Annotated in this window: 16 protein-coding genes and 7 pseudogenes; 13 read left to right on the forward strand and 10 right to left on the reverse strand. The window is 59.9% G+C overall.

Features of this window, described 5'->3' with window-relative positions; genetic code table 11:
• Positions 1–342: 342 nt before the first annotated feature.
• Positions 343–699, reverse strand: a complete 357-nt coding sequence (locus QA649_RS04825; protein WP_283023193.1) for an IS3 family transposase — start codon at positions 697–699, stop codon at positions 343–345.
• Positions 700–763: 64 nt separating this feature from the next.
• Between QA649_RS04825 and QA649_RS04830 the strand changes: the two genes are divergently transcribed.
• The gene (locus tag QA649_RS04830) at positions 764–961 is read left to right on the forward strand and encodes a hypothetical protein (RefSeq protein ID WP_283023194.1); all 198 of its coding nucleotides are present in this window, start codon (positions 764–766) and stop codon (positions 959–961) included.
• Positions 962–982: 21 nt separating this feature from the next.
• Here the strand turns inward: QA649_RS04830 and QA649_RS04835 are convergent.
• Positions 983–1,471 (reverse strand): annotated as a pseudogene (locus QA649_RS04835) (IS5 family transposase); the annotation flags it as partial.
• A 1,067-nt stretch (positions 1,472–2,538) separates the two neighbouring features.
• Between QA649_RS04835 and QA649_RS04840 the strand changes: the two are divergent.
• From QA649_RS04840 to QA649_RS04850, 3 genes and pseudogenes are all read left to right on the forward strand, one after another.
• Positions 2,539–2,895, forward strand: coding sequence for a hypothetical protein (locus QA649_RS04840; RefSeq protein ID WP_283023195.1), 357 nt, complete (start codon positions 2,539–2,541; stop codon positions 2,893–2,895).
• Between the two features lie 300 nt (positions 2,896–3,195).
• On the forward strand, positions 3,196–4,113 hold the full coding sequence (locus QA649_RS04845; protein ID WP_283023196.1) for a carotenoid biosynthesis protein: 918 nt from the start codon (positions 3,196–3,198) through the stop codon (positions 4,111–4,113).
• A gap of 237 nt (positions 4,114–4,350) precedes the next feature.
• Positions 4,351–5,351 (forward strand): annotated as a pseudogene (locus tag QA649_RS04850) (IS110 family transposase).
• Here QA649_RS04850 and QA649_RS04855 read toward each other — a convergent pair.
• A pseudogene (locus tag QA649_RS04855) lies at positions 5,352–6,513 on the reverse strand (IS256 family transposase). It abuts the pseudogene before it with no gap.
• A gap of 86 nt (positions 6,514–6,599) precedes the next feature.
• A pseudogene (locus QA649_RS04860) lies at positions 6,600–6,731 on the reverse strand (transposase); the annotation flags it as partial.
• 236 nt (positions 6,732–6,967) lie between these two features.
• On the opposite strand from QA649_RS04860, the gene QA649_RS04865 reads away from it, so the two are divergent.
• Positions 6,968–7,333 carry a hypothetical protein gene (locus tag QA649_RS04865; RefSeq protein WP_283023197.1) on the forward strand — a complete coding sequence of 122 codons (366 nt, stop codon included), beginning with the start codon at positions 6,968–6,970 and terminating at the stop codon, positions 7,331–7,333.
• A 359-nt stretch (positions 7,334–7,692) separates the two neighbouring features.
• Here QA649_RS04865 and QA649_RS04870 read toward each other — a convergent pair whose 3' ends face one another.
• On the reverse strand, positions 7,693–7,950 hold the full coding sequence (locus QA649_RS04870) for a MarR family winged helix-turn-helix transcriptional regulator (RefSeq protein ID WP_283026252.1): 258 nt from the start codon (positions 7,948–7,950) through the stop codon (positions 7,693–7,695).
• Positions 7,951–7,990: 40 nt separating this feature from the next.
• Here QA649_RS04870 and QA649_RS04875 point away from each other — a divergent pair.
• Positions 7,991–8,227, forward strand: a pseudogene (locus tag QA649_RS04875) (helix-turn-helix domain-containing protein); the annotation flags it as partial.
• Here the strand turns inward: QA649_RS04875 and QA649_RS04880 are convergent.
• Positions 8,227–8,679 (reverse strand): annotated as a pseudogene (locus QA649_RS04880) (DDE-type integrase/transposase/recombinase); the annotation flags it as partial. The pseudogenes QA649_RS04875 and QA649_RS04880 sit on opposite strands and share 1 nt — an antisense overlap.
• 257 nt (positions 8,680–8,936) lie before the next feature.
• On the opposite strand from QA649_RS04880, the gene QA649_RS04885 reads away from it, so the two are divergent.
• From QA649_RS04885 to QA649_RS04895, 3 genes are read left to right on the forward strand one after another with little or no spacing between them, the layout of a single operon-like run.
• Positions 8,937–9,410, forward strand: coding sequence for a transposase (locus QA649_RS04885; protein ID WP_283023198.1), 474 nt, complete (start codon positions 8,937–8,939; stop codon positions 9,408–9,410).
• Positions 9,391–9,744, forward strand: a complete 354-nt coding sequence (gene tnpB, locus QA649_RS04890; RefSeq protein WP_283023199.1) for an IS66 family insertion sequence element accessory protein TnpB — start codon at positions 9,391–9,393, stop codon at positions 9,742–9,744. Before QA649_RS04885 ends, tnpB begins: the two co-directional genes overlap by 20 nt.
• Positions 9,745–9,796: 52 nt before the next feature.
• Complete coding sequence (locus tag QA649_RS04895) at positions 9,797–11,368, forward strand: IS66 family transposase (protein ID WP_283023200.1); 1,572 nt, start codon at positions 9,797–9,799, stop codon at positions 11,366–11,368.
• A 321-nt stretch (positions 11,369–11,689) separates the two neighbouring features.
• Here the strand turns inward: QA649_RS04895 and QA649_RS04900 are convergent.
• Together QA649_RS04900 and QA649_RS04905 are read right to left on the reverse strand one after the other, a co-directional pair.
• Positions 11,690–12,901, reverse strand: a pseudogene (locus QA649_RS04900) (IS701 family transposase).
• An 834-nt stretch (positions 12,902–13,735) separates the two neighbouring features.
• Positions 13,736–14,230 carry a hypothetical protein gene (locus QA649_RS04905; protein ID WP_283023201.1) on the reverse strand — a complete coding sequence of 165 codons (495 nt, stop codon included), beginning with the start codon at positions 14,228–14,230 and terminating at the stop codon, positions 13,736–13,738.
• 313 nt (positions 14,231–14,543) lie between these two features.
• Between QA649_RS04905 and QA649_RS04910 the strand changes: the two genes are divergently transcribed.
• A complete protein-coding gene (locus QA649_RS04910; RefSeq protein WP_283023203.1) occupies positions 14,544–14,747 on the forward strand; it encodes a cold-shock protein in 204 nt (67 codons plus the stop codon).
• A 216-nt stretch (positions 14,748–14,963) separates the two neighbouring features.
• Here QA649_RS04910 and QA649_RS04915 read toward each other — a convergent pair whose 3' ends face one another.
• On the reverse strand, positions 14,964–15,251 hold the full coding sequence (locus QA649_RS04915) for a DUF3892 domain-containing protein (RefSeq protein WP_283023204.1): 288 nt from the start codon (positions 15,249–15,251) through the stop codon (positions 14,964–14,966).
• A gap of 232 nt (positions 15,252–15,483) precedes the next feature.
• Between QA649_RS04915 and QA649_RS04920 the strand changes: the two genes are divergently transcribed.
• A complete protein-coding gene (locus QA649_RS04920) occupies positions 15,484–15,756 on the forward strand; it encodes a hypothetical protein (RefSeq protein WP_283023205.1) in 273 nt (90 codons plus the stop codon).
• A 314-nt stretch (positions 15,757–16,070) separates the two neighbouring features.
• On the opposite strand, the gene QA649_RS04925 is transcribed toward QA649_RS04920, so the two are convergent.
• The gene (locus QA649_RS04925) at positions 16,071–16,550 is read right to left on the reverse strand and encodes a hypothetical protein (protein WP_283023206.1); all 480 of its coding nucleotides are present in this window, start codon (positions 16,548–16,550) and stop codon (positions 16,071–16,073) included.
• A 491-nt stretch (positions 16,551–17,041) separates the two neighbouring features.
• Here QA649_RS04925 and QA649_RS04930 point away from each other — a divergent pair, with 491 nt between their 5' ends.
• Positions 17,042–17,332, forward strand: coding sequence for a transposase (locus tag QA649_RS04930; protein WP_283023207.1), 291 nt, complete (start codon positions 17,042–17,044; stop codon positions 17,330–17,332).
• The gene (locus QA649_RS04935; protein WP_283023149.1) at positions 17,329–18,060 is read left to right on the forward strand and encodes an IS3 family transposase; all 732 of its coding nucleotides are present in this window, start codon (positions 17,329–17,331) and stop codon (positions 18,058–18,060) included. Before QA649_RS04930 ends, QA649_RS04935 begins: the two co-directional genes overlap by 4 nt.
• Positions 18,061–18,304: the final 244 nt, after the last annotated feature.

Here is an 18,304-nt window from a genome sequence, read left to right on the forward strand (position 1 = left end):
CAATAGCTTCGCCGACAGCATGACCTATTACGCCCTCTGCTGACTTCTGCCAGGTGGTCAGCCGACCTCACGGTCGTCTCAGTCGCCGTACAGCGACGCCGGGCAGATCTCCCGGGGTAAGTTCAATCGCCTTCGATGCACGACCGCCGGATCTACGCTTTGCGTCTTTGATGGATATGGACTTCGCGATGTGTTGCCCGCTCGTCCGACACTGGCGCCTCATATCCGGTTCTTGTTCATCGGCCCGCATCTTTGATCCACGCTTCCTTCAGACCCCGCCTCGCGGCGGCAGCCCTTGCGTTTCTCTATCCCTTCACCTCCATCAGGTTGGGTGGAAGACTTTCACTTCCGAGCTATTGAACATGCCCGGCACACAACGTGCCCCGGCGCAGGCTTGCTGGTGCGCGGCTTCGGCCCCAGTGCCTCGATCCCCATCTTGCGCATCAACCGCTGCACGCGCTTGCGGTTGATCGGAACGCCATCCTCGCTCAGCAGCCACGCCATTCGTCGCGAGCCCAGAAACGGCCGCGCGGTGAACAGTTCGTCGATCTGGCGCATCAGCGTCAGATCGTCGTCATTGGCCGGCTGCGCCGTCCGGTAAACGCCCGAGCGCGACAGCCCGAGCAGCCGGCACTGGTGGCGGATCGACAGCACGCCATGCGCGCGGTCGAGCTTCGCCCTGCGGTCCGGGACGCTCATCTTCCGGAAGCGCGTCCAGCAGCGCTGCCGCCAGACCCAACAGCACGGCTATTCGCGCGTAACTGTGGTCCGTCTTGAGCAGCGGCCGCAAAGCCACGGTAACAAGGAGCACCAAGAGCAGGAATGCGAGGCCGATCGGGATGCCGATGATGTCGAAGCCGATCGCCATCAAGATTGGCCGAAAGAGGCCCAGCACCTTGACGCCAAGCGTGAGGCGGTCTTCAAGCTCGTCGGCGCCGCATCCGCTGCCGCCACTTCATAACGGACGACACTGCAACATCGAAAGCACCTCGAAGCCCTGTGCGGCATCGGAGCGCTTGATGATCTCGACAGTCCACCGGCCGATCTTTTCCAGCACCGCCTTGAGCTTTTCGCCGGCATAGCCGCCATCGGCGAAGATATGGCGCAGCCAGGGGAAGCGGTAGCGAATGCTGCACAGGACATCTGGCGCGCCATCGCGATCCTGGACGTCGGCAGCGTGAACGATCGCTCCGACCAGGAGCCCTTGGGTGTCGGTGACGATGTGGCGCTTTCGACCCTTGATCTTCTTTCCCGCGTCGTAGCCGCGAGGGCCGCCACTTTCCGTGGTCTTGACCGATTGGCTGTCGATCACGCCGGCCGTCGGCGAGGCCTCCCGGCCGATCGCCTCGCGCGCCAGCATCAGGAGTGCGTGGTTGATCGATTGCCACAATCCGTTGTCGCGCCACTGGTAGAAATAGTACTGCACCGTGGTCATTGGTGGAAACAGAGTCGGCGGCAGCATGCGCCACTGGGTCCACACCGATAAATCCGTCGCCCAGCTTTGCTGCCATGAAGAGGCGAGATCGAAGCGGTATGGTCGAGTGGTTATAGCGCGGAGGCTGACTCGCGCCATCTGGCTCGGCCATATTCACCTTTGGGCGCAAATGACGCGGTGTTCATACCGGGGCCCTATCTAGTCAGGATTGATTGGCAATGACCTAACATGACCGCGTTCGGTTGAAGACGGTTACGTTCGGGGCCAGACAATGAACACGCGAGGCGCCCCGCCCGGCCGACGCAAAAAGCACATGAATCCGTCCTTTGGCCAAGTTGGCACGTCTGATGCTGAGAGCTGGTGAGGTGCAGTTCACCGAGCGTCGGTCACCGCCGGCGGGCAGTTCGGACTCCCAACAGTTTTCTGATCTAAGGGCCGCACAAAGTGATGAATGGCGGGACGCGTATGGCTACGGAAACTCGATCCGGCAAGAATCGGTTTGTGGAATGTCAGCCGATCGACGCGATCATGGCGATCGATCGCCTTGCAAGATCGGATCCAGAGAGGGTTGCGCTGAGGGTCGGCGCGGACGAACTCACCTACAAGGCGCTGCGATCAAGATCGGATGCCCTCGCAAGGACGTTGCGAGAGCGTGGCGCTCAGGGCGCGGTCGTCGGCTATTGGGGTGAGCGGGACCTCGACTGGGCGACTGCGGTCGTCGCAATTTTGAAGGCGGCATCGACGTACTTGCCGCTCGATCCATCGTCACCGGCCTCGCGTGCATCATTCATGATAGCAGAGCCGCTGCGCTCTGATTATTGGCCCACACCAGCTGGATTCGCTCGGCCTGTTCCAGGCGAATGGCAAAGGCGCCACGCAATTCATGCCGATGGAGGCGGCGTTACGACAGGGCCAGACTTCGTATGTCGTGCCATCATTCCGTCATAGCTCAGGTTGATCCCGGTATCCGCTAAGCGATCCCGATCGAGCAAGTGCTACCAAATGAGATAGGTTCGACATGTTGCCGTTTGTGGTACTTTCCGAAGCCTCGTGGTCGGTAGACCACGAAGCGCTGCGATCCTGTTCAGACGGGGAGACGTTGAATGCCCGCGAGAAGCCCCGAATACGAAAAACGCGAACGGAAGACAGATCCAGAGCCCGAACGGGCCGCCCAGGCATCAGCCTCTCGAGCGGGTGGCACTGCGCACGATGTTGGAGAATCAGCGAGGGCCGCATCAAGCCATTCGTTTGCGCCTCCAGAATGGAAAAAATCTCTCGAAGAGACAACAGACCTGTTCGCTGCGGCATTGAAGGACGGGTCAAAGCTGGCTGCTTCCTCTCTGCACGCTCAGGCCAATCTTCTGAAAAATCTTGCCAATTCCAAAACTCCCTCGGACGTAGTGAAGTGCCATCTGGATTTCGCGGAGCGGCTCTGGTCGAAACCGTTCAGCGAAGGCTGAGAGATAAGATCACTTAATGCGGGTCCGTCATCTGTGGCAAGGCAAGCAATCGCCAAGTGCGAAATAGGGTCGATCGCGCACTATTGCCCCCGAGGTGAACAAACTTTCGGCGGGGCGATTATTCCCGGACTATCGGCGCGCATACGCTTGGGCGATTAAGGAAAGAATAGATCTCTTCGGCAAGATTCCCAAGGTTCAGAAGAGACCAAGCAGTGCCATTTTCTTGCAATAGATAGGGTGGATAGTCAACGCAACTGCGTTGCCGTTGATCGCTCGATCAGCCGATGGAAACCATGCGCAATGACGTTAGATAATGTTGCCCGCAGCAGATTCTGGGCGCGGCAGGAGCCCGCACTTTGGTTGGCCATCGCTGGCATTCTTGCTGCGGCAATTGGGTTTTCCTGGAATCCAACCCCGCTTGCGCAAACGCTCGCGGCGATTTTCATTGGCTGCGCGCTGGTCCATGCCACTTTTGACTATGGTCCACGGCGAGCCTTGGTCCTGTTCGTTGCTTGCAATGCAATTGCATTTGCGATGGAAAATCTCAGCACCGCCACGGGCTTTCCATTCGGGGTCTATCATTTCGAGGTAGGACCGAACTTGTCGCACGTCGGCTTGATTCCGATTATTGTGGGACCGCTATGGTTCGGAGCCGGTTATTTTTCCTGGGTAGTCGCGTCGGTTCTGCTTGATGGCGCCGACCGTCAGCTCCATCGCCCTTTCAACTTGATCGCCCTGCCCGTTGTCGCTGCGTTCGCGATGACCCAATGGGATCTTGTGATGGATGCCCCCAACGCGACAATCTCCAAGGTCTGGATATGGCACGACGGCGGTGGGGTATTCGGTGTTCCTCTCTCCAACTATCTTGGTTGGCTTCTTACCTCATGGCTGATTTTTTACGCCTTCGCGCTCTATCTCCGCCGCAGCTGCCTCCAGCCGTATCCAAGGATGAGCCCTAAGCTACCAGCGATTGGCATCCTTTTTTACGTAAGCGCCGGCCTCACGCATATCGTGCCATGGATAATTGGACAAACAGGTCGAGCGGTCGACGCCAGGGGGTATAGCTGGCAAGTTCATGACATCCGCGAGGCCACTGTGGCGATTCTGCTGTTGACGATGGTCTTCACGGCTGTGCTGGCAGCACTGCATCTCGTGCGCCAAACGAGTTGGAATAGCCGGCCAACTGCGTCAAGTCGAAAGAGCGCCGGCACCGATTGATGTAGCCAGCTGGATTGCGCGACCTATAATTCCGCTCAAGGCGTGATGGCAAGGTCATCATTACTGTTCCGCCGGAGCTCGGTTGATGGTCATCGCAACCTTTGCTCCGATTCACAAAGACGGTCTGTGTTGCGACGAACCGAACATCGACGAAGATTTATGATGGGGTGGACGCTCCGCGCGACGGCATCGATGCGCCAAAATGGAGATGTTGAGCACCACTTAAGGGAGGCGTCCGTGTCAGAAGTTATCACAATCGGTCTGGATATCGTCAAGCACGTTTTTCACGTTCACGGAGCGGATGGGCGGGGTCGAGCGATGTTCAGCAAGCGGATCAGCCGAGGAAAGCTGCTGGATTTCTTCGCGGCGCAGCCGAGTTGCACGGTAGCGCTGGAAGCATGTGGTGGAGCACATCACTGGGCTCGTCAGCTGACCCAGCTTGGCCATGAAGTTCGGCTGATCCCGCCCGCCTATGTAAGACCACTCGTGAAGCGGCAAAAGAACGATGCGATCGATGCCGAAGCGATATGCGAAGCGGTGCAGCGGCCGAGCATGCGGTTCGTGGCCGTGAAGAGCGAACAGCAACAGGCGGCGGGCCTGGTGTTTCGGACCCGTGATCTGTTGGTGCGGGAGCGAACCCAGCTCATCAACGCGATCCGGGGGCACCTCACTGAATATGGTTGGATTGCACCCAAGGGGCCGTCGCATGTGGCGACGCTTGCTGATCTGATCGAGGAAGAAGCGATGACCAACTCGCTTCCCGAAGCGGCCCACACGTTCCGATTGATGTTGCACTTGTTCGCGGGCCTCACGGCAAGATCGTAGATCTCGACAAGGAGATCGCGCGACGCGCTCGCGAGGACGAAGTATCGCGCAGGCTGATGACCGTTCCTGGCATCGGCCCGATCTCCGCCACCGCGATCGCCGCTCTAGCACCGCCGGCCGAGACTTTTGCTAAAGGTCGTGACTTCGCAGCCTGGCTCGGTCTCGCGCCCCTTCAAAGATCTACGGGCGGCAAGCAGAAGCTCGGCGCGACATCAAAAATGGGCGAACGCACGCTCAGGCGCCTCCTCATCATCGGCAGCAGCGCCGTAGTGCAGCAGGCAAGCAAACGGGGCGCGCCAAAGGGGTCGTGGCTCGAACAGATGCTGGCTCGCAAACCGCGCATGCTGGTAACGGTGGCGCTCGCCAACAAGATGGCGCGGATCGGTACTGTCCAGAATCTTTCGCACTTTTGATCAGGCGACGGCTCCGGTTTCAGAGAGTTGTGGCTGATAGAGCGGTCGCATGTTCATGTAGCATTTGGTCGACCACGCCGTTCCGGCAATGTGCCGCAGCCGGGCCGCCGCCAAGTTGAGACAGGATTGACCGTCGGGGAAGGCGCCGACGACACGGGTTCGTCGCCGGATCTCCTTCATGATGCGCTCGAGCGGATTGTTCGTTCGAATCTTCCGCCAATGGATGTCCGGAAAGGCATAGTAGGCGAGCGTTTCGTGAACCGCCTGCTCGACGAGATCAGCAGCTTTGGCCATACGGCCTGCCCGCAGATCCGCGATGACGGTCCTGGCTTTCTCGTCGGCCGCAGCGCGGCTCTCCTGGGCATGAATCGCGGACCCGGGTCGACGGCACGTGGCTGAAGACATTGCGATAAAAATGCACCATGCAGCGTTGATAGCGGGCCTCCGGCAGATAATCCGCAACGTCGACAAGACCTCGGCACGCATCGGAAACCACCAACGGCACGCCCCTGAGACCGCGATCGACGAGATGCTGCAGAAACGATGACCAGCCGGATTTGTCCTCCTTGGCGCCCTCACAGATGCCGAGGATCTCCCGGAACCCCTCGGCATTGACCGCCGAGGCCACCAGCAGCGAGACGTTGCGAACCTCACCAGCCCAGCTGCGCTTCATCACGATGCCGTCAAGGTAGAGATACGGATGCTCGCCTTCGATCCTGCGATCCCACCACGCCTCGATCTTGGTATAGATCTTCTTGTTCAGGTTCGACACTGTGCTCGGGCTGACCCGGGTGCCCCACAGCGCCTCCGTGATGTCTTCGACCCGCCGAACCGAAATTCCGGCCAGATACATCTCGATCAGCGCCTCCTCGACCGAGCTCTCCCGCCTCCGGTAGCGCTCGATAATCGCCGTCTCGAAGGTTTGCCGCCGTAGCTTCGGGACCTTCAGATTGACGTCGCCCGCCTTGGTGTGCAGCGTTCGCTCGTAGCTGCCTGCCCGCGTGTCCTGCCGGGCCGGGCTGCGCTCATACCGCCCAGCCCCGCACAGCTGGTCCGCTTCGGCCTCCAGCATGGCGTTCAGGGTCTCTTCCACCGTCCCGCGGACCATCTCGCCCAGGTGATCTCGAATCCGGGCCTCATCAATTTGGATCACCTGACCCATGGCATTCCCATCGTTCATCCAAAGCTCCTTCATTCTAGAAGAAGCCGTCAATCCTGAAAGTGCGAAAGACTCTGTACGTTATCGAAGACATTGCGATAAAAATGCACCATGCAGCGTTGATAGCGGGCCTCCGGCAGATAATCCGCAACGCTTTCGACAAGACCTCGGCACGCATCAGAAATCACCAGCTGCACGCCCCTGAGACCGCGATCGACGAGATGCCGCAGAAACGATGACCAGCCGGATTTGTCCTCATTGGACGGGGCTTTCGCGCTGCGCTCGCTTGGTCAAGATCATCCCGCAGGTTTGAAGCGTGCGCATGAGCGTCTTGTGCAGCTGTAGACTTCATGCACGAGCTCGCAGACAAGTCGGGTTGATTTTCGTCAAAGGCATTCGACGCACTCTCAGGTATTGACAGACAACTATCGCTGAGTCGTTCAAAGGAAATGTTCTCATGAAAAGTTCAAGTACGACGAGTTCCATCGCGCTCACTATCGCAGTCGTCGGCGCGCTGCTGAACAGTGGTGCATCCGCCCAATCGGTCGATCTGACCGGAAGTTATCAGTGCATTCAGAGATGCTACGGCGCTGTTTTGGCCTACGTCACGCAAAACGGATCCGAACTCAATCTTTTGAGCGAGGCAGGCGTACCTTCTCGTGCATGGCCAGACTGGTTCTATCCGTCGAACCGCATTTGGGTTGATGCATTCAATATGGGCGCAGTGTACACGCCCGACGGCATGACTATCCAGTTCGATAATGGGACGATTTGGCAGCGCTATGTGCAGCCTCCTTCGCGGCCCTTGCCCAGGCGTGGATAAAAACGTCAGGTGTTCGCCGTCAGGGCTTGTGAGACACATTGAATGGCTTTGCGGAGGGGGGATTTCTGGTTCATCGTAGCCACCAGGAGCGAAGATGAAGCAGAAATTTTGGGCAAAGCGTCGGCAGAACAACCGCGTCGGCCCTCGATAAAACCGCAAATTGCCAAACGCTGGTGTCTTTAACGTTTGCGCGCGGCGAAGTGCCAGTGATGGTCGCGTTACGAGGGGTCATGGGGAGAACGCAGCCAGACCATGGCATCGGCATCGACTTGCGGAAAGCAAGGGAAAAGACTGCGATTGCGCTGCCGACGGCAACTAGTGGCTCTTCACAGTGATTTTGACTGGTTGGGTTCGGGCGGTCAGATTAACTCCGGCAGAGTTTTGGGATCGACGAGGAGTTCGATACTGCGAGCCGTCCTTGGCAACCTTTTGATAAGGCCTGCTGTCTCGAGCGATTGTACCATTTGGTGAACCGAAGGCGGGCTGACGCGGAAATATTCCTGCATGTCGGCTTCTGCCGGAGGCCTTCGATGCAGTCTCGTATAGAGGTGGATGAAGGCGAGGTATTGACCCTGTTTGGGCGTGAAGGTTTTTGCCGAAAGACTCACGCCGGCCATCCGATTCAGTTGTTCGTGCGTGCCTCTCAGGGAGGCAGGCATGAATGTACGCTATCGGATCGAACTCAGCCAAGTCGAGCGCGGCGAACTCAAGGCGCTGCTCACCGGCGGCAAGCATGCGGCCCGCAAGCTCAAGCGCGCCCAGATTTTGCTGGCTGCCGATGCCGGGGTCGGTGACGAGGAGATCGCCAGGAGCGTCGGCGTGGGCGGCTCGACCGTGTACCGGACCAAGCGCCGCTTCGTTGAAGGCAATCTGGAACGGGCGCTGAGCGAGGAGTAGACATCGGCTGGCGTGAGGTTGTCGATGCTCTCATGATAGCGGACGTGATTATAGTGTTCGACGAAGGTTCCTACTTGACGCTCGAGATCACTGGGTAGGTAATAGTTGTCGAGCAGGATGCGGTTCTTCAGCGTCTGATGCCAGCGCTCGATCTTTCCTGGGTCTGAGGATGGTATGGAGCGCCGCGCACGTGCTGCATGCCCTTCTGGTCGAGCCACTCGGCCAGATCATCCGCCACGTAACTCGAACCATTGTCGCTGAGCAGCCTTGGCCGGTGCGCGAGGGCGATTTGGTCAAGGCCGGATGCGGCGAGTGCCTGGTGGAAGGATGGCTGTGACATCGGAAGCGCACATGGTGGGACCAAGCCTCCAGGCCACGATGTAGCGCGAGAAGTCGTCAAGCACGGCCGAGAGATAGTACCACCCCCATCCGGTGATCTTGAGTGAAGTAAGAAGCGCGAGCGCGCTTCTCCTCCCCGAACCGTACGTGCACCTTTGAGCGCATACGGCTCTCTGTTCAAGCTTGGCCCATGACCATAGCAAGCGAGCTTGGGCTGCATTTCACTGATTATCAAAGGTCTTCACCTCATTCGGTCAGGTAGTTTGCACTCCAAGCAGTTTGAACGTAAGCGCGAATTTCGTCGCACCTTCTGCTTTTGAGTGCGCTGATGCATGAGGTGTCCACTTAAATAGGTGGACACCTTGTGATGGCAGACGACGATCAGAAACTGCGGGTCAGGCTTGTTGGCCGAAACGGTCGCCGGCGTTACGATACGACATCGAAGGAGCGTCTTGTGGCGGCCTGCCTTGAGCCTGGCGTTTCGGTCTCGAGACTTGCGCGCGAACACGGGGTCAACGCGAACCTCCTTCGGAAGTGGATCAAGAAGCACACCGCGGCCAGGTCGCTGCCGCCGCCGTCACGCCCCGCGTTCATCCCGGTTCAGCTTGAGGGGACCTCCGAGCGGGCTCTGTCGCGGCAAGGCGGCGTTGCGGCGGTGGATTTTCCGGCGACTTGCGATGAAGTGCGTGGGTCGGAACCCAGGAGATCTCCAGCTTTTTGTTCTCCGGCTAAAGTGAGCGTGTCCTTGCCGAACGGCGTGAAGGTCGCGCTGGAATGCGGCGATGTGGATGCATTGACGGCGATCATCGGAGCCCTGGGCCATGTTCAGACTGGGTGGTGACCTGCAGGTCTATTTGCACCGTGAGCCGATCGACTTCCGGGCCGGCATCAACAGCCTTGCGGTCCTGGTCCAGGAGACGATGGCGCTCGATCCGTTCGCTGCGGCGGTTTTTGCGTTCTGCAATCGCCGTTGCGACCGGATGAAGCTGCTGTTCTTCGATCGGTCCGGCTTTGTGCTGGTCCTGAAGCGGCTGACCGAGGACAAGTTCCGATGGCCGCGGCGCGAGGCAGCGGTTGTCCGACTTACGACCGAGCAATTGCACTGGATTCTTGACGGCATCGATATCGATGCGATGGTCCGCCATCCGGTGCGGCAATACAAGGTTGCCGGCTGAGCTCTTGAGTTGAGCGGTTGACGCGTCGATACGGTTCAGATTCAAGAATCCGATGAATCGAACCGGCGATCCGAGTGTTGAGATGCTGTTGGCGCGCATTGCCGCGCTGGATGCGGAGAATCGTCAGCTCACGGAGCGCGTCGTCAAGCTCGAGGAAGAACTGGCGCTGGCACGCCTGCATCGTTTTGCGCCGCGCAGCGAAAAGCACGTCGATCGTCTCTTCAATGAAGCCGAGCAGGCCGACGATGAGGATGACGCCGGCAGTGAAACGAACGATATCGCCGAACTTCCGGACACGGGCTTGCCACCCGTCGAAAGCGCGCCGGGAAAGAAGCGCGGCCGCAGGCCGCTGCCGGCCAATCTGCCGCGCGAGCGCGTCGAGTATGACCTGCCCGACGATCAGAAGGCGTGCCCTTGTTGCCGTGGCCAGATGCATCGCATGGGCGAGGCTGTCACCGAGCAACTTCATATCGAGGTGAAGGCGAAGGTTTTACAGAATGTGCGCTTCAAATATGCGTGCCGCCATTGCGATCGCACCGGGATCAACGCCCCTGTCGTGACCGCGCCGATGCCGACGCAGCCGTTGCCGGGCAGCGTTGCCACGGCCTCGACGCTGGCGTTCGCGCTGGTTCACAAATATGTCGATGGCACGCCGCTCTACCGCCTGGCGCAGGCCTTTGAACGCGCAGGTGTTCCTGTCAGCCGCGGCGCTTTGGGCCACTGGGTGATCGGCTCGAGCGAGAAGCATCTGCATCGCATTTATGACGCCCTGAAGCTGCGGCTCAGATCACAACCTCTCATCCATGGCGACGAGACGACGGTTCAGGTCCTCAAGGAGAAGGGCCGGGAGGCCACCAGCACCTCGTACATGTGGGCCTATCGCAGTGGCAAGGGCAGTCACGAGCCGATCGTTCTTCTGGATTATCAGCCAGGCCGCGGCCAACTCCACCCGCAAGCCTTCCTCGGCGATTACCGCGGCATTGTGATGAGCGACGGCTATACCGCATGGCGCACGCTGGAAGGGGCTACCCACATTGGATGCATGGCCCACTCCCGGCGGCGCTTTGTCGATGCACTCAAAGCAAGAAAGAAGGGTGGCGGGCCGCCAGAACAGGCGCTGCGGTTCTTCGAACAGCTCTACCGGGTTGAAAGGCAGGCGCAGGACGAGAAACCGGAGAAGGGTGAAACACAGGCCGACTGCATTCGCCGCTTCCGCCAGCAACACAGCATTCCCGTCCTGAACGCCCTCAAGGGATGGCTCGATGACATGGCCCCGAAGGTCTTGCCTGACAGCAAGCTCGGCGACGCCGTGTCCTACACCCGGAACCAATGGGACTATCTGACGCGTTACACCGAAGATGGCAGGATGCCGATCGACAATAATCTTCTGGAGCGCGACATCAGGGTTTTTGCAACTGGCCGAAAGTGCTGGCTGTTCAGCGACACCGTCGACGGAGCCAGGGCCAGTGCCGTTGCCTACAGTCTGATGCTGACCTGCCGCGCTTCACGCGTCGAGCCGTTAGCATGGCTGCGCCACGTGCTCATCGAGTTGCCTCAGCGCGCGGTCGATGCAGATATCGACGACCTGATGCCCTTCAACTTCGCAAAAGCCGCCACGGCCTGAAATTGCCAGGCACCGTCTTCAATACCGAAGGCGAGCCGTCAACACCGCCGGCCTCAGCGTGCCGCGAAACTCGCGCTTACGTTTGAACTGTTCCCCTTCGCGATGTGGCAGACTTTCCCTGCCGCGGACAACTGCGGAAACTCCGCCAGCATGGTGGACATCAGGGTCAACTCCCTTGCGACGCATTCCGTCATGCCTTCCCTCATTCATATGCTGGACGTCATCGTGTTGGTGAGTCTGCCGAGAGGACGTGAGCGTGCGGGATACGTCGCCGGGCTAGCTTAAGGGCGATGCGCCGGATTTCCTGGATCGACCAGCGGATCAAGAACGATGCTTCGGTCGAGGCCGCGGTCGCTTTTTTTGAGACAATGGCCCGGTGACGGATGACGGCCATCATGGCAAAGGCAAGCATGACGAGTGAGACATGGCGATGCCAGCCATGCCAGGAGCGAGTTTCGTTGTGGTCAAGACCGAGCTCGTTCTTGGCGGTTTCGAAGCTGTCCTCGATGGCCCAGCGATGGCCTTCCACCGACACCAACTTCTGGATGGACGTGCCTTGGGGGCACCATGTGGAGAAAAAGGCCAAGCTGTCGTCGGCGATATTGCGGCGGACCAGAAGGCCCCGCGTCCATTCCCCGGCAAGCTCGTCGTTGTATTCACTGGCTTCGAGATCGGCCAATTCGAGATAGGCCCAGTCGTGCCAGCGCGGACCTTTGGTCCCTCCGCCGGACGACAGGCGGCGCCAGGCCTTCTTGGGAAGGTTTTGCGCGATCGTGGCGGCGGTGCCGGCGACAGGCTGCTGCTTGCCCCAGGACCGGAACACATGATTGGAAGCAACACCCAGAACATAACCTTTGCCCCCCTTGCGCAGCAGAGTTTCGATCTCTCCGGTGCCATACACGCTGTCCGCCGCCACGAACGAGAACGGCACCTTTGCGACAATCGCGCGAGTGATCATTTGCCGCGCGATCTTGGGCTTCGTCGCAAAGCTCACATCGCTCGGTACATGCGCTGCCTTCAGGCGAGCGGGATCGTCCGTCCATTCCTTTGGCAGGTAGAGCGCCCGGTCGATGAAGGCATGGCCATGCCGCGACACATAGCAGCCGAACACTCCGATCTGGCAATTGGTGATCTTGCCAGCCGAGCCAGTGACTGGCGTGCGACCCCGCACGAGGCCTTGCCCTGTTTCAAAAAGCCCGTCTCATCGATGACCAGGACCGCGTCCTCATCACCAAGCGTCTCCAGTGCGTACTCACGCACAATGTCGCGTAGCGCGTCGGCATCCCACTGCCCCCGGCCCAGGATCGCCTGCTGGCGCCACGGGCCTCGATCGCCGGCCGCTTCCGCCCGCATCCACCCTGTCTTGCGCGGCTCGTTGCGCAACAGTCCATCGAGAAACTGCGCCGCCGAGGCCGCGACCCGCTTCTGCGTAAACAGCGGACGGATGCGTTGCTTGGCATCTCGCAACGACGACGCCCATAGCGTCAGCGTATCCTCAACCGACGCACCACCAATCATCAGATCCCGAATCATGGTCACCCATGGATTCAGAACTCTCAAGAAAATACAACTGTAATGCTAGAACGTGGTCGTTGTTCGAACGCCACAAAGGAGGGACCGTTCCGTGAAACAGGCAGCCGGCAGAGGGCAAAGTGCAACAACAGGCGATGAACCCTTGGGACGAAATCCCGAAACGCGTGAAGCTACTGCCCCCAATGCGCTCAAGCGCGTAAACTTGATTTGGCTCCTCGTTCCGCGGATCTCATCGAGGCCAGCGGCCATATTGTGCCGCGCGCAAAGGCCGGACATATGACCGCACCGTCCCAATGTGTGAAATCGACTGAAAAAGCTCTTGCCTCGCGGGCCGTTCCACATATGGGGGCAAAGTCAACCGTAATTGGTTCATCGTTATCGTGGGCAAGACGTTCTTCGCTCCCTCAACTCAAGGAGGAGAGCAGATGGACGAAGTCAAAGGCATTCGAGCTGCCCGGCAGCACCTTCATGAGGCTATTGGGAGCTTCCGACCACCTCCGCCACAGCCGCTTGATATCTCCCCATACCTCGCAATGTCTGCAATGCAGAAGGCGATCCGCCGCGGGCGAACAGAGCCGGCGCTCCAAGCGGCGGCGACGCTTCTTGAGCAATCACCGGAGCGTCTCTGGCGGCGGCTTGCTGTATAGCCTTTGAGGACATCGGGCTGGGTGATCTCGATCTGGTGGCACTGACGACCGCCGCGATGGCAGGCAAGAGAGTGCGAGCGCGGCTCGGGGGCGAATGGACTGTCGCGAGCTATCTGACTTCCAGGATGGCCGCCGCGATAAAATGTCGAGGCGCCGGGAGAACCATGCCGATTTTGGAAGCCCCCGGCTAGAGCTGGGGTTCAGCACTACGCAAGACCTGCTGCGGATCGTCACCAGCACCGAACCCCTGCCAATCAGAGCCCTGGCAGCTTGGTTTCTGCTGGGGACGGATCGTCGTCCGTCCCCTCAGCTCGCGCGACGTCGGGGTGATCTCTCTACCCTTTTCAGCGCCTTGGCCGCGATCCTGCCATCCGGCCTGGTTTTTGCGGTCACGGGCATGTCGACGGTGCCGCATCTGCTGTCGGGGCTTCTGATGGAAAATCAGTTTGCCGACTATTGTTCGCTCGTCGAGGCAATGCCGGACCCGGTCAGGACATGCTCCACCCGAGGGAGGGCAGTCGGCCTTAGTCTGACCGGCCGGTGCGACGTAGTCCTGGCGGGCTGGTCCGACAATGCCGGCCCATCGATCTTCGTTACCGAATGTCATTTCGAAAACGGCTTTTTTCAAAGGACGCGCGGTCGAGAGGTACGCCCGGCCCGCCGTGGAAGGGCTGTCGGACATGAGTTTTCCCGATGACGGATTGCGGCTGTTAGAGAAGCAGCATTCCGCAAAATTCATCCGAGGCATCGAAGGCAAATTCGGCCTCAGTCACGGTCGGCGGACTTGTTGGCGGCTTCGCGCAACACACGCAAGTCGATGCGACGGGAATCCGGGTTGAGGTTTTGAAGCGTTGGACCTAAGAGATAAAATGACCCAACTCCACAACCTTCCGCCAGAACTCACCGAGCCTCCGACTGGCGCGCGCGTCGCGACCAGCCTTTCTTTTGTCGGAATTCGGGCACTAGTTTTCATCTTTGAAAAATGGAGAAGTTAAGTGGCAATGGGTACAGTTAAGTGGTTCAACCCGACAAAGGGTTATGGGTTCATTCAGCCGGATTCCGGGGGCAAGGACGTCTTTGTTCACATCTCGGCAGTCGAGAGGGCTGGTTTCACCTCTCTCGCCGAGGGAGCCAAGGTTAGCTTCGACGTCGTGAACAATCGCGGAAAAGACTCGGCGGAAAATCTGCGGATCGGGTGACGCACCACCCATTGTGTGTTGCTCAACAGAAAGGCCGCAGTGGTACGCCGCTGCGGCCGAGGAGATCGATCGGAATTGGCCGATGGATAAGGCGCTATTGTTCGCGTGGGCGTGCGCTCTAATCCTCTTGGTACTGTTCGTCGCGCTGTACCTGCCCTGGTAGTGAGTTTCAGATGGCGACTCGCGATGGCGCTGCTTGCGGGTGTGAGACTGGGATCATACGGGGCACTCAGCGAGTGAAAGAAGACTGTCCGGCTGAATGCCGTCCACTGTTGTCTTGATGTACTTGTGCCCTTCGTGTTTGGCCACGATCAAACCAGCAGTGAGCCCGTCTTCCTGGACATAGAATTCCCACGCGCCGCTTTCGATGTCTCTGATCGTCTGAACGACAGATTGCTTCCAGTGACTTCCGTTCGAATATACCCCGCCGATGCTGCTAATTCTCTCGTGTGGATTCGTCCTGTCGGTCTTACTGATGCAACGAACGCGTGCGAGTCTAGCCACGGGGGTCTCTCCTTCCGCATGCAAAAGGAGCAACCAGCTTAGCGTTCAGTGGCGGACATGCCGCCCACCAATTCTGGTAGGTGCCCCCGGTTACTTGTCCGCGCCATTATCCGGTCGCACTTGGAGAATGTGACCCTCTCAGGAGCAAGGGTGGCCAGCCTCGGTCTTCGTGGGCGGGGCTGGCCACCGAAGTCTGCGGCTCAAATCCATGGGCGCAGTACAGGCCAACGGAATGCACACATTCGAGCGGCATATCACCTCACTGCGGTCGCAAGCGCTTGCGGTGCTTGCAGCCAATCAGGCGCGTGCGGTCGATCCGTTGCTGAGCCAAGCAGATCGCCAAATCGCGACGTTTGATGCCGAGGAGGCTCAGGCAATGGTAGACATCCTCGATAGCGTGAAGCCCAATCTCGGGCCGAAGGAGGCACGGAAGATCGCTGCGCGCATACGCGCGCTTCTAGGAGAGGCGCGAGAGTGCCAACCGGTTCGGGTGGGGTGCCTGTGAGACTTTCGCCAGCGCGGCGCGCCCGCACTGCTTGCTACCGGGAATTGATAGCCAAGTCACCGCCCTGTCTTGGTAGTTGCTCAAGGGCATTCGTCCGGAGAATACACCACTGTCAGCTTCTTGCCCCCGCTTGAAGCTGATAAGTTAGCGGTGCGTTGCAGGGACAGCGCTTCGTTGTCCGTCACGAAGCGCCGAGTCACGTGCCGCCAACTTCACCGGCAGCGCGGGTGTGGCAGGGACAGCGTCTGATCCATTCCCAGCGCCGAGTCGCGCCCGCGCTGCCGCGATCTGGAACCGATAAGCATCGCGGACACTCAGGAAGGGAAAGAAACTTGAAGCGCGGTCAGCTCGCCGGGCGGTGCCGTCGGGATATCCCCCAGCGCATCGACGAAGGGAGTAATCGTCCCGAGATACGTGGCCAGCGTCGTTTCAGCCAGGCCGCGCTGCTCGCGGGCCCAAGCCGCAAACTCCGCTACCAGTGGCGCCGCCGATTTCGTCGGCAATCGCGTCATCACGCCCTGATCCTCAAGGTAGGCGATGAACAGCTTGGCGCACTCGATCGCGTCCTTGTTGAGGTCGCCGCGGAAGCGCGGCCGATGTCCCGCTTCGATCAAGGCGAATGAGGCCGCATGCGCCTCGCGGATCGAAGGGAGCGTGTAGCCTTCCTCGCGCGCCCAGTGCGTCCATCTCGCAAGCAGCCGTGTCCTCTCGACGATGGTAAGTGGCGTGTATCGGCGCCCGCGGAGCCATTGAGCAAAGTCGGCCGCGTGGTCTGCGGCCATTCCCGCCTTCAATCGGTCACAGACCGCGTTCTGACGGACATAGACACCTGTTGGCATGTCGCCCCCTTCTGCATGTGGAGGCAGGACTATGGTCTAGGTGGTTGTTGTTCGGAATGTCAGTCAGCGGTTGTGCCGGACATACTCGGCCACACGCTACCCGACTAGAGCGTGATGGTTCTCCGGTCGTGCTATGATGCCCTGCGACCGACGGGCCTTGCTGGGCGGATCTGCCCCGAGATGCGGTCTGCGACCCGGCCTGTTCCCCCAACAGCGTGTCGGCGATCTTCTTCCCCGCGGCTGCGCCGCTCCTCGCGCAGCAACAAGATCGCCGCACGCCGGCCTCCGCATGCGCTGCGGCCTGACGGTGCGGGTCGGCCGTCCCGGGGCTCTCGATCGCCACAAGGCCGCGATGGTCGCGGGCTTGAACACTGAAATGGACCCCGATTTTGGGACCAGAGGCTTAGTTGGAAAAAGGCCGCTCCGTCTGATAGACGGAGTGAGCAATGACGAAGAAGACGAGACGCAAGATCGACGCGGCACTGAAGGCAAAGATCGCGCTGGAGGCGGTGCGGGAGCAGGCGACGGTGGCCGATTTGGCCCAGCGCTACGAGGTTCACCCGAACCAGATCTATGCCTGGAAGAAGCAACTGCTGGAACAGGCGGCCCGGGCCTTTGACGCGGGTGTCGGGCGGGAGAGCGAGGACGCTCGCGAACGCGAGATCGAGAAGCTGCACGCCAAGATAGGACAACTGACAGTCGAGCGCGATTTTTTAGTGCGGAGGTCCGGAAGATGAGCACGCCGGACCGTCGAGGAATGCTCGATCGCGCCGATAAGGCGCTGTCGATCCGCCGGCAATGCATGTTGCTTGGCATCGCGCGCTCTGGCGTCTACCGGCCGCCCCGGCCGGCCAACGACAACGACCTTGCTCTGATGCGGCGGATCGACGAGCTGTTCACCGCCTGGCCGTTCCTGGGTTCGCGGCGAATGACCGCGATGCTGAAGGCTGAGGGGCTTCAGGTCAATCGCAAGCGCGTGCAGCGCCTGATGCGCAAGATGGGCATCGCGGCGCTGGGACCGAAGCCGAACACGACGAAGCCGGCGCCGGGCCACAAGATCTATCCCTATCTGCTGCGCAACATGACGATCGACCGGCCGAACCAGGTGTGGGCGGCCGACATCACGTATTTGCCCATCGGCCGTGGCTTTCTTTATCTCGTTGCCATCATCGACTGGGCGAGCCGTGCAGTTCTGGCGTGGCGTATCTCCAATACAATGGATACCTCGTTCTGCCTCGTTGCGCTCGACGACGCTCTGGCACGGTATGGCAGGCCGGAGATCTTCAACACCGACCAAGGCAGCCAATTTACGAGTGCGGCCTTCACCGGCGCGTTGGCGGGCGCAGGGATCAAGATCTCAATGGATGGCCGCGGTCGTTGGATGGACAATGTCTTCATCGAGCGGCTGTGGCGGTCTCTCAAGCATGAGGACATCGTGTGCTGTGGAAGTCAGGCTTCGGCATGAAGCCTGACGAAGCTTTGTCAGAGATGGAGGATGGCCCTCCGAAGTCGACCTGCAGGGCTAGACGTCAAACCACTCCGAGCTGCGAGGGTAAAGAGCCCTGGTAGTGAGCGTTGGAGGAAAAGGCGGAGGAAACTCCGTCAGGTGAGATCCGAGGAGACGAACGTAAGTAAACCGCTGATGACGTGTCGTAACGTGTTCTATCGACGTCGAAACCGGGATCAGGATGTCTATCCCGCGAGCAAGG

It is taken from the genome of Bradyrhizobium sp. CB1717 (assembly GCF_029714325.1).
Lineage (GTDB): Bacteria > Pseudomonadota > Alphaproteobacteria > Rhizobiales > Xanthobacteraceae > Bradyrhizobium.

What these genes read in the sequence shown, in the direction of transcription:
- QA649_RS04825 (WP_283023193.1), bottom strand. Translation starts at nt 699, where the DNA reads ATGAGCGTCCCGGACCGCAGGGCGAAGCTCGACCGCGCGCATGGCGTG.
- QA649_RS04840 (WP_283023195.1), top strand. Translation starts at nt 2,539, where the DNA reads ATGCCCGCGAGAAGCCCCGAATACGAAAAACGCGAACGGAAGACAGAT.
- QA649_RS04845 (WP_283023196.1), top strand. Translation starts at nt 3,196, where the DNA reads ATGACGTTAGATAATGTTGCCCGCAGCAGATTCTGGGCGCGGCAGGAG.
- QA649_RS04865 (WP_283023197.1), top strand. Translation starts at nt 6,968, where the DNA reads ATGAAAAGTTCAAGTACGACGAGTTCCATCGCGCTCACTATCGCAGTC.
- QA649_RS04870 (WP_283026252.1), bottom strand. Translation starts at nt 7,950, where the DNA reads ATGGCCGGCGTGAGTCTTTCGGCAAAAACCTTCACGCCCAAACAGGGT.
- QA649_RS04885 (WP_283023198.1), top strand. Translation starts at nt 8,937, where the DNA reads ATGGCAGACGACGATCAGAAACTGCGGGTCAGGCTTGTTGGCCGAAAC.
- tnpB (WP_283023199.1), top strand. Translation starts at nt 9,391, where the DNA reads ATGTTCAGACTGGGTGGTGACCTGCAGGTCTATTTGCACCGTGAGCCG.
- QA649_RS04895 (WP_283023200.1), top strand. Translation starts at nt 9,797, where the DNA reads ATGAATCGAACCGGCGATCCGAGTGTTGAGATGCTGTTGGCGCGCATT.
- QA649_RS04905 (WP_283023201.1), bottom strand. Translation starts at nt 14,230, where the DNA reads ATGTCCGACAGCCCTTCCACGGCGGGCCGGGCGTACCTCTCGACCGCG.
- QA649_RS04920 (WP_283023205.1), top strand. Translation starts at nt 15,484, where the DNA reads ATGCACACATTCGAGCGGCATATCACCTCACTGCGGTCGCAAGCGCTT.
- QA649_RS04930 (WP_283023207.1), top strand. Translation starts at nt 17,042, where the DNA reads ATGACGAAGAAGACGAGACGCAAGATCGACGCGGCACTGAAGGCAAAG.
- QA649_RS04935 (WP_283023149.1), top strand. Translation starts at nt 17,329, where the DNA reads ATGAGCACGCCGGACCGTCGAGGAATGCTCGATCGCGCCGATAAGGCG.